The following is a 13,347-nucleotide window of genomic DNA, read 5'->3' on the forward strand; positions in this document are numbered from 1 at the left end:
TTCCCGCCCCAATTTCTGGGCAATAGTCCCCAAAGAGCCCACGCCTGCTGTCGAAAAGATCCACCGTGGGAGAAAATCGCAGCAGACGGCTGCGCGTGCGGTCGATCGACACACCGCCCAAGCGCATTTGTGTCGCGATCGAGACAGCGACGGTATGGCAGATCACACAGCCGTCGCCGGCACACTCGAAGGGCAGGATTCGTGTCTGCTGGTGGTCCACGCCCAGGCCGACCTCGACACGGTCGGTGCCGCCGTCGGACTCGCACGCACGCTCGACAGCGAAACGCGGATCGTCGCGCCGGACGGCCTCAAACAGCGAGCCCGGCAGCTGGTCGAGGCCCTCGACGAGACCGTTCACACTCCCGACGCGGTCGGCGACGCCGACTGTCTGGTCGTCCTCGACGCACCGTCGAGCGACCGCATCGAGCCGGTGTGGGGAGCGGTGACGCCGGAACCCCTCGTCGTGATCGACCACCACGAACCCGACGACCTCGTCGAGGCGTCGACGATCGCCGCCGTCGACACGGCTGCCGGTGCGACGGCCGCGCTGGTCGCCGACGTGATCGACGCGCTGGATGCCACAGCGGACTCGAAAGCACGGATCGCGCTGGCAGCGGGACTGTTCGACGACACGGGCGGGCTCGCGGATGCCTCGCCCGAGGAGATCAGTCGCTTCGGCGACCTCCTGGCCGACAACGACCGCGTCGACGTGCTCTCGTCGCTGCTCGAACACGAGCGGTCGTTCGGCCAGCGAGTCGCCGCGAGCAAGGCGGTCGTTCGGGCGACGGGCTACCGTGCCGACCGGACGCTGGTCCTGACGACGACGATCAGCAGCCAGCAGAGTGTCGCCGCACAGGCGCTTCGGGCGACCGGAGCCGAGATCGCGCTCGTGTTCTCCGAGCGAGACGACCAGGTCTGGATCGTCGGCCGCGCCGAGTCCGGGAGCATCAACCTTCCCGAGGACCTGTTCGAGCCACTGGCCGCTGCGTTCGGCGGCGACGGCGGCGGCCACGCGGGTGCCGGCGTGGCGAAACTCGAAACGACGGCACTGGAGACCGTCCGCGAGGAGACGGTCGCTCAGCTGGAAGCGACGCTCGGAACGGAGCTCTCGGCGCTCTCGTAGTGCATCTAACACACGACGGCAGGCCGTGGTCCGACGAGCGACGGGTGTCCTGCCTCACGCCGTCGACTGTTGGAACACACGTTGTCTCTTCGGGGAGGCGACATCAGAGATCGGTCGAACGGGCGCACATTTATCATTATTTACCACGATGGTAGTCGTATGCCAGGCGGCAGCGATATGACCCTGCATCAGTTCCTGTGGCGCGCGGAAAACGTCTTCGGCGATCAGGAGATCGTCTCTCGAACCCACGAAGGAATCCACCGCTACACCTTCGCGGACTACGGCGACCGCGTGCGAAAGCTCGCGAGCGTCCTCGACCGGCGTGGCTACGGCGAGGGCGACCGGATCGCCACCTTCGCGTGGAACAACCACTGGCACCACGAGCTGTACTTCGGCGTGCCCTGTCAGGGCGCACAGCTGCACATGATCAACATCCTCCTGCCGGACGCACACGTCCAGCACCTCGTCGACGACGCCGAGGACGCGGTGCTGGTCGTCGACCCGACGATGCTCGACGCCCTCGAAGCGGCCTACGACGAGGAGGCCTTCGACAGCGTCGAGCTGTTCGTCGTCATGGGCGACACCGTCCCCGAGACCGACCTGGAGCCGGTCACCGACTACGAGTCGTTCATCGCCGACGGCGACCCCGACTACGAGTTCCCCGACGTGAGCGAGGACCAGCCGGCCGGGATGTGCTACACCTCCGGAACGACGGGGATGCCAAAGGGCGTCGAGTACACCCACAAGATGTACTGGGGGCACACGATGGGACTGCTCACCGGCGAGTTGGGCCTCACCGCTCGCGACACCGCGATGACCGTGGTGCCGATGTTCCACGTCTCGGGGTGGGGCCGTCCGTTCGCGACGCTCGCCGCCGGTGCCAAGCAGGTCCTCCCCGGCCCGAACCCGGAGCCCGAAGACCTCGCCCACCTCGTCGAGTCCGAGGGCGTGACCCAGAGCGCGGCAGTGCCGACCGTGTGGCGCGGGCTGCTCCAGCACGCCTCGGAGGCGGACCCGGACCTCGATTCCCTGGAGTACGTCCTCTCGGGTGGGTCGGCGACGCCCAAGGGCCTCATCGAACGCTACCGCGAGGATCTGGGCATCGAGCTGGTCTCGGGCTACGGGATGACCGAGACGACGCCGATCACGCACCTCGCCGAGACGATTCCCAGCAACGTCGACGCGGACGGCGACGAGCGGACGGCGACGCGTGCCCACGCGGGGCTACCGCTGCCCGGGGTCCAGCTGAAAGTCGTCGACGAGGACGGCGAGGAGGTCCCGTGGGACGGCGAATCGCTCGGCGAACTCCTGATGAAGGGGCCGTGGGTCACCACCGAGTACTTCAACGCCCCCGACAAGACCGAGCGGTCGATCACCGAGGACGGCTGGCTCAAGACCGGCGACATCGCACGGGTCACCGAGAACGGATACACCGACGTGGTCGACCGCCTCGACGACCTCGTCAAGAGCGGCGGGGAGTGGATCTCCAGCGTCGAACTGGAGAACCGCCTGATGGGTCACGAAGCGGTCGCGGAGGCGGCAGTGATCCCCGTCGAACACCCCACCTGGGACGAGCGCCCCGCCGCCTTCGTCGTCGTCGAGGACGACGCCACGGCCGACGACGACCTGCGCGAGACGCTTCGCTCGTTCGTCGCCGAGGAGTACCCCTCGTGGTGGGTGCCAGACACCATCGAGTTCATTCCGGCGGTGCCGAAAGGAGCGACGGGGAAGTTCTCGAAGATCGACCTGGAAGATCAGTACGTCGACGACGAACTCCGGGCGCGGGTCCGCGAGCAGGCCCCCGGACAGCGGTAGCTGCACCGCCGTCACGACTTGCCAGCAGTATAATTCTGTGCCGTATCTACAAATTTAAGTACCATCTCGGCCCGAGCAACGTCCATGCTCACAGAGGGGGAGGGAGAGACGAGCGCCCCGACGGTCCCGGCACCCGTCACGCCGGACGACCCAGACGCGTGGTACGCACCCGACGTTCGCGATCAGGACGAGATCCACCCCGGAGTCGTCGTCACCGTCACCGAGACGGCGGCCGGATTCGAGTACGACCTACGGGACCCGCTGCTGTCGGTCGAGGACGCCGACGCGCTCGCGACCGTCGAGGAGTACTTCGCCGACGCACACGTCGACCGGCCGCGCACGCGCGAGGGAGCGATCGAACGCGTCGAGTCGGGGCTCGACGAGAAACACCAGCGGGTGATCGACCGCCTCGTCGACTGCTCGCCCGCGGCCAGACGACGGCTCGACTACCACGCGCTGTGTTCGCTCGCCTGCCTCGGAGAGTTGACGCCCTACGCGCTGGACGACCGCATCGACGTGGCCGATCTGGGTGCAGAGTCCGTGCGCGTCCACACCGACGACTTCGCCCCCGCAGAGACCGATCTCGATCCCGACACGGAGTTTCTGGACCGCTTTGCCAGCGAGCGGCTCGAACAACACACCGTCACCTTCCACGAGTTCGAGATCCCCGTGATCGTCTACCGGGAGAACGTCCTGGGCGACGATCCGTTCACCACGAAGTACGCGGTCCGCGAACCGGACCAGCTTCCGGGCGACGAAGAACTCATCGAGGCTTGCAAGACGCGCGTCTGGGAGGCCAGCATCGACGGGGTGCTCGAAGACGAGGTCGCGTTCGTCCGCGACCGGGCTCGGACGCTCCTCTCGCGACAGCTGACCATCCGCAACACGCGGGCCTGGTTCGACGCCGCCCGGTACCGGCTCCGGACGGCGCTGGCGGAGTACGACCTGACGGTGCCGCCGGTCGACCGTCGCTTCGCCGACGACCGGCTGGAGGATCTGCTGTACTACGTGCTGCGAGACCTCGTGGGATACGGCAAGCTGACGGTCCCGGTCCGAGACCCGACGCTGGAGGACATCGAGGCCAACAGGGTCGACGAGCGGATCAAGGTCGTCCCGCGACTGGACGTGGGCCACAACGAACGCGTCCCGACGAACCTCTGCTTCGAGAGCGAACGGGCGTTCGTCAACGTCGTGACCAAGCTCGCGGCCGACGACGGCACCGAACTCAACGCCTCGACGCCCAGCGCGAAGGTCAACCTCAGTCCCGACGGGGTCGACGAGACGATCCGGTGTGCGGTCGCGCTCCCGACGATCAGCGAGGACGGACCACACATCTCCATCCGCAAGCAGTCGCCCGACCCGATGACGCCTGTCGACCTGATCGAGCGCGACGCGCTCCCGACGGAACTGGTCGCCCTGCTGTGGCTGCTGTACGAGCACCACGGCGTCGTGCTGTTCTGCGGGCCGACCGGCGTCGGCAAGACGACGCTGATGAACGCTCACATGCCCTTCATCCCCTATCGTGATCGCCCGATCTCGATCGACGAGGGGTCCCGGGAGGTGTTCATCCCACACGAGACCGGCGTCTCGCTGACGACCAGAGACCACGAGCGCGACCACCGCCGCGTGACGATGGCCGACCTGATGACCGAGTGCAACTACCTGAACCCCGACGTGGAGGTCATCGCCGAGGTGAACACGGCAGCGAGCTTCGAGACGTTCGCCGAGACGCTGAACACGGGCCACGGGCTGCTCGGGACGACCCACGCCGAGGACGTAGAGACGCTGGTCAACCGCGTCGTCGAGCAGGGCCTGCCCCCCTACCTCCTCCAGGAGATCGATCTCCTCGTGTTCCCCAAGCGGGTCGGCGAAGACCGCTTCGTGGGAGAAGTCGTCGAGATCGTCGACGAGACCACGTACCGAGCGCTCGATCGGGACGCCGACAACTGCGGCGTCGTCCGGAAGGCCGACGCCACGGTGTACTGGAACACCGTCTGCACGCGCGATCGAAACGGCGAGTTCGAGCTCGCGGGGCTGGTCGGCGAAGGGAGCGAGCCGATCCACGCCTTCGAGCGGCTGGCCGACCAGACCGACCAGACGGTCGACGGCGTCGAAGCCATGTTCGAGCGCCGACACCGCTACGTCCAGTATCTCGTACAGGAGGAGATCACCGACGCCGACGAGCTGTTCGCGCTGCTGGCGGACCTCGAGACCGACGAGGCGGCGACGGTCGAGCGGCTACACCGAAAACGGACGGACGAACCGACGGTCCGCGGGGAGGAGATCGATGGCGACTGAGACGCCACGGCAGCTGAACCCGATCGATCGGGGCCTGTACGCCCTGTTCGCACAGCACGCCGACAGCGGCCGCCACGACGGCGACAGAGTCCGGTACCGGGCCGCAGATCTGGACGCGAGCTTCGAGCTGTATCTGGCCCGGACGTACGGACTGGCCTGGGTGGCCGGACTCGCCGGGTGTCTCTTCACGCTGGTCGTCACCGCGGTCGTCCCGCCGTCCGTCCTGGCCGAGGTCGTCGCGTTCTTCCAGAACGGCGTCCCCATCGTCAATCAGGTCCACTGGCCGGTCGTCCCGCGACCCGTCGTCGCCGTCGGAGCCGGTCTGGTCGGTGGTGGGGTACTGCGATTGCTCGTCGTCCGGGCCGGCAGTACGTACCTGCGGTGGGTGGGCGAGGCACGGCGCAGCGACATCGAGGCGACCCTCCCCGGTGCCGTGCGCTACCTCCGCGTGCTCGCGTCGGGGGAACACGATCAGCGGGCGATGCTCCGGCGCGTCGCCGACCAGGACGCGTACGGCGAGACCGCCGTCGCCTTCCAGCGGATCCTCAACCGGGCTGCGCTGACCGGCAGTCTCGACGAGGGGCTAGAACACGTCGCCAGCGAGACGCCCTCGCGGGACCTGCTGGCACCGTTCCTGCTGAAGTTCCGCGAGCACGCCAACCAGAGCGCCGACGCGCTGGAGGGGTACCTCCAGATGGAGGGTCGGCTCCTCTCACACGAACAGTCGCGTCGTCACGAGCGCGCGACCGGGTTTCTCGAACTCCTGGCCGAGCTGTTCGTCGTGTTGCTCGTCTTGCCGGCGCTGCTGGTGTTGATCGTGACGATCATGGGCGTGCTCTCGCCGGGACTGTCAGCGCAGGTCGCCACGCCGGTGGGACCGACGACCGTCCGGAGCGTGCTCGTCTACGGCAGTGCCGGCTTCGTCCTCGCGGCGGGCGCGTCGGCGTCGCTGCTGGTCTCGACGATTCGGCCACACAGCGCCAGCGCACCGTCCTACGCCGCTCCGGCGTCGCTCCGCTCGATCGTCGAGACGGCGAGTCGGAACCCGGCGAGTGCTGCGCGCGTGCTGGCCCCGACGGTGCCAGTCGTCGTCGCCGTCCTCGTGGGACTCGGCTATCGGCCGGTCAACGTCGCCCTGCTCGCCTACGTCGCGTACGGACTCCCGGTCGGGGCCGTCGCAGTTCGACGCGCCAAAGTCGACGACGCGAAAGACCGCGAGATTCAGGACTTCGTCCACGCCGTGTCGGGCCACGTCAGTCTGGGTCGGCCGTTCAGCGAGGCCGTCGAGCGGGTGGCCGAGGAGGTCGACCTGGGCGCGCTCCAGTCGGACGTGGACCAGCTCGCGTTCACGCTCGGCCTGACCGCCAGTCCGGACGACGACGCCACCGACGGCCGGGCCGCGGCACTCGATCGGTTCGTCGAGCGAGTCGGGACGCCGATGGCAGAGCAGACGATCGGGCTCGTCGTCGGCGCTCTCGACGCCGGCAGCGACGCCGAAGACGTGTTCGAGACCCTCCAGACGGAGATCGGGAAGCTCTACCACGAGCGCAAGGCGCTCCGCTCGTCGCTGCTCGTCTACGTCGCCGTCGGCTGGACGACGGCACTGCTCGTGGTCGGCATCGTCGTCGCGGTCAACGCCTACGTGCTGGACGGGTTCGCACAGCTCTCGACGGTGTCGAGTGGCCCCGGCATCACGATCGATCCGACCGCCGTCGATCCACCCCGCGACCGCTATCGGTTCTACGTCGTCACGCAGGCGACGATGCTTGGCTGTGGGTGGTTCGCCGGCACCGCGAGCCGCGGGCGCTACGAGGCGCTCCTCCACTCGGGTGCGCTCGTCGCCGTGGCCTACGTCGTCTTCACCGGGGCTGGGATGGTATGACCGACCGCGCACAGTCTCACGTCGTCGGTGTGGTCTTGCTGCTCGGACTGACGGCCATCGCGATGGGCGGGCTGACCGCGACGATCGGGACGATCGTCGACGACCAGACGGCGAGTGCGGACGCGACCCGCGTCGCAGACGACCTCGACGCCGCGTTGCGGCCGGTCGAGACGACGGGCCACCGCTCGGCGACGGTCACCTTCGCCGACGGGACCCTCGGCGTCGAAGACCGGGAGCTCCGCGTCCTCGACACCAGTGGCGTCGTGGCGACTGTCGAGACGGACGCCGTGGTCTTCGAGAACGAGCAGCGCCGCGTCGGGGCCGTCGCCGGTGCGATCACCCGCGGCCGGGACGACAACACGTGGCTCAGAGCGACGCCACCGATCACGAGCGGGCCTGACGTTCTCGTCGTCGGCGCACAGCGGCTCAACGGCGGCGGCAGCGTCGGCGGGACGGGCGGCGTGACGACGACACTTCGGACCAACGTCACACACGACCGGCGGGCGCTCGGGAGCGGCGAGTACCGGGTCGCGATCGAGACGGCGACCCCCGGCGCGTTCGAGCGGTTCGCACGGGAACGCGGTCTGGACGCGACGGTCCGGGACCTCGACGGCGACGGTGTCCCCAGCGTCGTAATCGAGTACGAGGGGTCGCGGACGGCGTATCTGGTCGTCCACGACATGCGACTGGAGGTGGGAGCGTGAACGACCGCGCGGTCACGCCGGTCGTCGAGAAGACGATCACGATCGGACTGGTCGCGCTCTTTCTGGCCGGCATGACTACCGCGCTGTTCGGCGGGGCGGTCCCGGCAGCCCGCGACGCCGCCGGTGCGTCGATCGGCGATCGGACGCTGGCAACGGCGACCGAGCGCGTCGAGCAAGCGATCCCGCCGAACGTCGCGAACGTGACCGTCCGCGAGCGCGTCAGGTTGCCGGCGACGATCCGGGGCAGCGGCTACGCGATCGAGGCCGACGGTCGATCGCTCGTCCTCGATCACCCCGACCCCGCCGTCGGCGGCCGGAGTCGACTGGTCGTGCCACCGAGCGTGAGACGGGTGACCGGCTCGTGGGAGAGCGCCAGCGAGTCGATAGTCGTCGTCCGGACGGTCGAGGGCGATCTGGTGGTCACGCTCCGGGAGGGACGGCCGTGAACGGGCGCACACGTGGGGCGAGCGAGCGCGCACAGACGGCGTTACCCGCCCTCGCGATCGCATTGCTGGTCCTGACGATGGTGACGGGGATCGGCCTCGCACTGGCCGACGGCGCGATCGGAGCGGCCGACCGCGAGCCCGGTGAGCGACGCGTCGCCGTCTCGCTGGCGGCCGGCCTCGTCGCGCCCGAGTCGCCGCTGACGGAACGCGCGAACGTGCTCGACGAGGAGCGGCTGTCGAACGTAGACCAGCGCCAGCTGCGAACGGCGTTCCCGGTCACCGACGAGACGGCAGTCAGGGTCGAGCTTGACGGCGACTCGCTGGTGACGACTGGCACGCCGCGAACGGGAACGACGATCCGTCGCCTCGTGGTCGTCGAGGAGCGAACGACAGAACGGATCGAGCCGTCGCTGGGCTGGCAACGGCGCGTGACGCTGCCACAGCGGGGCGCTAGCGCACGCCTCACGCTCGTGCCGCCGGCCGGCACGAGCGTGACCACGGTCCGAGCGAACGATCGCGTCGTCCTCCACGACGAGGACGGACTCGCCGGCACCTACGAGATCGACCTCTCCAGATTCGAAACCACGACGTTGCAGTTCTCGGCGAGCGGACCGCTACCGGACGGCAGCGTCGAAGTGGAGTACGACGCGCTCCGGACACGCAAGGCGACGCTGGCGGTGACTACCGATGGATAGGGCGCAGCTACCGGTCTCGCTGCTGGAGGCCGCACTCGGCGTCGTCGTGATCCTCGCGGTCGCGCTGGGGTTCGTCGTCGGCGTGCCCACGCCCGACACCCGAGAGCCACAGTTGACGGCCTACGCGAACGACGCAGCGACGATCCTGGTGAACGAACCGCCGGAACACCGAGATGCGACGCGGTTGGCCGAGATCCTCGCCGACGAGCGGTCCTTCCAGCGCGAGCGAGGCGAGCTACGGGATCGGACCGATGCGATCCTGCCCGACAACATCATGTTCAGGGTCGAGACACCACACGGAGCCGTCGGGTTTCCCGTCCCCGGGGGCGTCGCTACCGGCGAGGCCACCGTGACGACCGTCGAGGGGCCACTGACGATTCGAGTGTGGTACTCGTAGTCGGTGCACGAAGTCGGCCGGAACGACGCGGAGCGAGAGTGGTGAGCGGTCACTCCTGGGCGGCGTCACCGCCAGATCGAAGCGTGGAGGCGGCACCGACGAGCGCAGTCACGCCGCCGACGACGACGAACTGCACGGGTCCGTCGGACGGCTGGTTTTCGAGGAATGCCTGCCCCGGCGAAGCCGGGTTGACGTACGCCGTCACCGTCTCGCCGACCTCGTACTCCGCAAGAGCATCCTCGGCCGCCGAGCGGGTGTCGTAGTCCGTCGCGATGCTCGACGGGCGAATGTCGTTGCCGGTGTAGGTCGTGCCGTCGTACTGGTACTCGAAGGTGACCGTCGGCTCGTAGTCCGTGCGGCCGCGCCGCTGGGGTATCGTCTCGACGCCGGTGTCGGTGATCGTCGCCTCGATCGTCGTCGTATCCGACAGCGTTTGAGCCTGTTGCTGGTAGTCGTACGCGCCGTAGCCGGCGATGGCGACACCGACCACGAGGATGAAGACGCTGCCCTGGAGGAGGTCGAGTTGTTTGCCTGCGAGTGAGAGTTTCGGGGACACGCCGGCAGGTGAAAAGCCGGAGCGACTTAAACCCCAGAACCTCGCGACGGGACGGACGACGGCCTCGTACTGTCGAGAGGGCCTCGCGTAGAGTCACGGCAGGTCGCTCGCTCCGAGAGGCGATACTTTATATTCTATCGAGTGGGAGTGAATGATACTGTGTCTTCGAGATGCCCGGACGCCCGGCGTGGGCAACTCGTCCTCGTCGCGGCAGTCGTCGTCGCCGTCGCGCTGATCCCGATCGTGGTGGCGTATCTACAGCTGGGCTATCACGCCGACGTGCGCGCTGGTGGAGACTACGACGATCCGACGGCCGACGCGACTCGAACGCTGACGCGGGCGCTGGCGACGGCAAGCGCAGACGTGCCCGCAGCGCACGGGTGGACCGACCGCGACGACGCGGCGACGACCGTGCGTGATCGGCTCGAACCCCGCATCGAGCACGTCGAGCGGGCACGCCTCGACGCCGGTACGGCGCGATCGCTGAGCTACAACGCGACGGACGCCCAGCGGTGGGCGGCGTCGTCGTGTCCGAGTGGCGACGGACGGTCGTTTGGTCGCTGTGTCGCGATCGACGGCGTCGTCGTACAGGAGCGGGCCGATCGGACGCACGTCCTGGGCGTCGCCGTCGACCCTCACCGTGACGAGCGAGCGTGGACGGACGATGGCGACGGTACGGGTGCCGACGGTGGCGGGCCGCGAGAGCTGATACTGCCGGCTGTACCTGTTTCGACATATTCGCGACCACGGGGTCGCGAAATTCTTCACAGACGTACAGCCGGCAGGATGACGAAGACAGATCGCTGCGAGCGTCAGGTATTTGTTTTCGAGACGATAACTCCGGGAGAGTACCGATGACAGACCGAGAGGTGATGAGCGATCTCCAGTTCCTGACTGGATCGCGTCACCGGGCGACGATACTCGCCGCACTCAGCGAGGAGCCGCTGCGCCCGACGGAGCTCTGTGATCGCGTCGAGGCGACGCGGACCACGGTCCAGCGGATCCTCGCTGGTTTTCGAGAGCGGACGTGGGCCGAGAAGATCGACGGGCGATATCGAGCGACGCTGACGGGGCGACGAGTACACGAGCGATATCGAACCCTCTGGGAGACCGTCGAGCGAGCCGACAGGCTCGCACCGCTGGCGACGCATCTGGATCCGTTCGACGAGCCGCTCCCAGCCGAAGCGTTCGAGCGCGGAACGATCACGGAGGCGACCGAGCAAGAGCCCCTGGCGGCCGTCGACCGCATCGTCGAGTGGCTGAAAGACAGCCAGGGCGACCACATCGAGACGACGACGCCCATCGTCGCCAACACGTTCAACGAGACCGTCTCGGGACTGCTGGAGACGGAGCTCAGCGTCGAGATGGTGATCGACGAGAACGTGTTGGAACGATCGATGACCGACTTCGAGACCGCACTCGAACGGGGGCAGACACACGAGTGTGTCGACGTGTGGGTCGCGCCGGAACCGTTGACCGACGGACTGATGGTCCGCTCGGACCACGCTGCCGTCGTCGCCTACGACGAGACGAACAACGTCCGTGCGGTGCTCGAATCGGACGACGAGACTGTCGTCGAGTGGGTACGCCGGCAGTTCGAGACGACGAAAGACCGGGCACGACCGCTGGCAGACGTACTCTCCGAGAGTAGCGTCGAGGAGTAGCGCGAATCGTCAGCGGGGTGGTGCTCGACGCCGCCGGGCGACAGACGACGGGTCGAACCACGGGCTCGGCTACGGGGCGGTCCGAGGTGGCGACGCCACCACGTATCGATAGCAGTTCTTGGAACACCTATAGTTACCTGCCGCCAAGTGTTACAGGGGCTGTAACAGCACTGTCGGAGCGATCCTGCACATCGTATATATACTCGCCGACCGAACTGATAGACATGTCACCGCCCGGACGTGAAGTCGAGTACACAGAATCCGACGTGATCGAGGTGTTCAAAGACCGCGACGACTACGCCGAGCCGTTGACGGCCTCGGAGGTCGCGGAGTTGCTGGGCTGTTCTCGACGGACCGCCCTGAACAAACTGCACGACCTCCAGGAGAGTACAGATCTGACGAGCAAGAAGGTCGGCGGTCGGAGCCGCGTCTGGTGGATCCCGGTCCGGATGGACTAGTCGAAGCCCCACTCTTCGGCCCGTTGCTTGGCTTCCGCTCTGGCCTGTTGTTTGATGGCGTCGATCTTCGCTTCGTCGTCGAGAAACGCCTCGACTGCACCGGCCTCAGAGCGGTCGGGATCGTCGTCGGTTGGCGTTTCCGTCTCTCGGTCGGCCGGGGCAGCGCGCCTGGTACTGGCCGCGAGGGCGGGATCACCCGCGAGACGTTCGGCGGGCATCCCGGGTGGCACTGCGAGTTCGGCGTGGTCGCCGATCCGGGCCAGTGCCGCGTCGTCGAGCGCGACGAGTTCGACGTGGTAGGGTCCCGGCATCCCCAGATCGGCCAGCGCACTGGGGCCGCCACGATCCGTCCCGGTGTAGTAGGCCTGTTCGGGCACGCCGTCGCGAAACGTGACGATTCCGTGGCCGCCAGCGTCCAGCAACAGCGTCTCCTGGGGCTCGAAGACGGCGTAGCCCGTCAGAGACCGATCGAGCGCGGCCGCCAGCGGATCGCGCGGATCGGCGACGACCCGCGAGTGGACCAGCCTCCCCTCGGGAACGTTCATGGCGAGTCGGGGATCACGGCACTCCGGAACCGATCCGCCACTGCCTCGGAGCCACGGTCGCGAACGTCGATCCGCGTCGCCGCCCGCCTGAACGACGTTGCCGGCGGCGAAGACGGCGCGTGAGCCAGCAGTGGCCGGCCAGCCCGCCGAGCCTCACGAGCAGCCTCACTGGCCGGCACCGTCGCCAGCGTCGGCCCGTCGAAGTACTGCTCGGTCTTGGCCGCGATCTCGTCGATCGCGTCGTCGTCGTGGACCTTGTTGAAGAGGAGTCCGGCCACGTCGGTGCCGTAGGAGGTCGCGTACTCCTGTACTTTGAGCGCGTCGGACAGCGCCGGAATCGTCGGCTGCAAGACGACGATGACGCGATCGGCCAGTACGATCGGCAACACGGCCGAGCGACTGTCGAGGGCCGCGGCCGAGTCCAGCAGCAGGATATCGGTCGCCGCGGCGAGATCGGCCACGACGGCACGCAGACGGGTCGGGTCGGCGTCGCGAAAGTCGTCCAGGCTCGTTCCACAGGGGACGACCGTCATCCCGAACCGTTCGTAAGTCGCCGCTTCGACCGGCGCGTCGGCCGCGAGCACGTCGTGAAGCGTCGTCTCCACGTCCGCAAGCCCCGCGTGAAACAGCATGTTCGCCATCCCCGTGTCGGCGTCGACGACCGTCACGTCGTACTCCTCGGCCAGAGCCATCCCCAGCGCAAGCGTGCTGGTCGTCTTGCCGGTCCCACCTTTGCCGCTCGCCACCGCGAAGGCCTCGACCAT

The 13,347-nt window shown here is 67.9% G+C and carries 14 protein-coding genes; 11 read left to right on the forward strand and 3 right to left on the reverse strand.

Annotated features, from left to right (window positions below; all coding sequences use genetic code 11):
* The first annotated feature begins 154 nt into the window (after positions 1–154).
* The 8 genes from AC5FRZ_RS13705 to AC5FRZ_RS13740 all read left to right on the forward strand — a co-directional run bounded on the left by AC5FRZ_RS13705 (position 155) and on the right by AC5FRZ_RS13740 (position 9,360).
* On the forward strand, positions 155–1,123 hold the full coding sequence (locus AC5FRZ_RS13705; protein WP_493564867.1) for a DHH family phosphoesterase: 969 nt from the start codon (positions 155–157) through the stop codon (positions 1,121–1,123).
* Between the two features lie 159 nt (positions 1,124–1,282).
* Positions 1,283–2,938: a long-chain fatty acid--CoA ligase gene (locus AC5FRZ_RS13710; RefSeq protein WP_493564868.1), complete on the forward strand. Its 1,656-nt coding sequence runs from the start codon at positions 1,283–1,285 to the stop codon at positions 2,936–2,938.
* An 84-nt stretch (positions 2,939–3,022) separates the two neighbouring features.
* On the forward strand, positions 3,023–5,236 hold the full coding sequence (locus AC5FRZ_RS13715) for a type II/IV secretion system ATPase subunit (protein WP_493564869.1): 2,214 nt from the start codon (positions 3,023–3,025) through the stop codon (positions 5,234–5,236).
* Positions 5,226–7,118 carry a type II secretion system F family protein gene (locus AC5FRZ_RS13720; protein WP_493564870.1) on the forward strand — a complete coding sequence of 631 codons (1,893 nt, stop codon included), beginning with the start codon at positions 5,226–5,228 and terminating at the stop codon, positions 7,116–7,118. The genes AC5FRZ_RS13715 and AC5FRZ_RS13720 overlap by 11 nt, the downstream gene beginning before the upstream one ends.
* Complete coding sequence (locus AC5FRZ_RS13725; RefSeq protein ID WP_493564871.1) at positions 7,115–7,822, forward strand: DUF7289 family protein; 708 nt, start codon at positions 7,115–7,117, stop codon at positions 7,820–7,822. Before AC5FRZ_RS13720 ends, AC5FRZ_RS13725 begins: the two co-directional genes overlap by 4 nt.
* Entirely contained in the window at positions 7,819–8,268 is a 450-nt protein-coding gene (locus tag AC5FRZ_RS13730) for a DUF7266 family protein (protein ID WP_170092473.1), read from the forward strand. The genes AC5FRZ_RS13725 and AC5FRZ_RS13730 overlap by 4 nt, the downstream gene beginning before the upstream one ends.
* The gene (locus tag AC5FRZ_RS13735) at positions 8,265–8,963 is read left to right on the forward strand and encodes a DUF7263 family protein (RefSeq protein ID WP_493564872.1); all 699 of its coding nucleotides are present in this window, start codon (positions 8,265–8,267) and stop codon (positions 8,961–8,963) included. Before AC5FRZ_RS13730 ends, AC5FRZ_RS13735 begins: the two co-directional genes overlap by 4 nt.
* Positions 8,956–9,360, forward strand: a complete 405-nt coding sequence (locus AC5FRZ_RS13740; protein WP_372480298.1) for a DUF7262 family protein — start codon at positions 8,956–8,958, stop codon at positions 9,358–9,360. Before AC5FRZ_RS13735 ends, AC5FRZ_RS13740 begins: the two co-directional genes overlap by 8 nt.
* A gap of 49 nt (positions 9,361–9,409) precedes the next feature.
* Here the strand turns inward: AC5FRZ_RS13740 and AC5FRZ_RS13745 are convergent, their stop codons facing one another.
* Positions 9,410–9,916: a DUF3592 domain-containing protein gene (locus AC5FRZ_RS13745; RefSeq protein ID WP_208627093.1), complete on the reverse strand. Its 507-nt coding sequence runs from the start codon at positions 9,914–9,916 to the stop codon at positions 9,410–9,412.
* 159 nt (positions 9,917–10,075) lie between these two features.
* Between AC5FRZ_RS13745 and AC5FRZ_RS13750 the strand changes: the two genes are divergently transcribed.
* From AC5FRZ_RS13750 to AC5FRZ_RS13760, 3 genes are all read left to right on the forward strand, one after another.
* The gene (locus AC5FRZ_RS13750) at positions 10,076–10,774 is read left to right on the forward strand and encodes a DUF7261 family protein (protein WP_493564873.1); all 699 of its coding nucleotides are present in this window, start codon (positions 10,076–10,078) and stop codon (positions 10,772–10,774) included.
* Complete coding sequence (locus AC5FRZ_RS13755) at positions 10,771–11,580, forward strand: helix-turn-helix transcriptional regulator (protein WP_493564874.1); 810 nt, start codon at positions 10,771–10,773, stop codon at positions 11,578–11,580. The genes AC5FRZ_RS13750 and AC5FRZ_RS13755 overlap by 4 nt, the downstream gene beginning before the upstream one ends.
* A 224-nt stretch (positions 11,581–11,804) precedes the next feature.
* Positions 11,805–12,038, forward strand: coding sequence for an HTH domain-containing protein (locus tag AC5FRZ_RS13760; protein ID WP_012807666.1), 234 nt, complete (start codon positions 11,805–11,807; stop codon positions 12,036–12,038).
* Here the strand turns inward: AC5FRZ_RS13760 and AC5FRZ_RS13765 are convergent.
* Together AC5FRZ_RS13765 and AC5FRZ_RS13770 are read right to left on the reverse strand one after the other, a co-directional pair.
* Positions 12,035–12,583 carry a DUF8054 family protein gene (locus tag AC5FRZ_RS13765; protein WP_153554324.1) on the reverse strand — a complete coding sequence of 183 codons (549 nt, stop codon included), beginning with the start codon at positions 12,581–12,583 and terminating at the stop codon, positions 12,035–12,037. The two genes, AC5FRZ_RS13760 and AC5FRZ_RS13765, sit on opposite strands and share 4 nt — an antisense overlap.
* Complete coding sequence (locus AC5FRZ_RS13770) at positions 12,580–13,347, reverse strand: nucleotide-binding protein (protein WP_372480296.1); 768 nt, start codon at positions 13,345–13,347, stop codon at positions 12,580–12,582. The genes AC5FRZ_RS13765 and AC5FRZ_RS13770 overlap by 4 nt, the downstream gene beginning before the upstream one ends.

It is taken from the genome of Halomicrobium sp. HArcht1-1 (assembly GCF_058933285.1).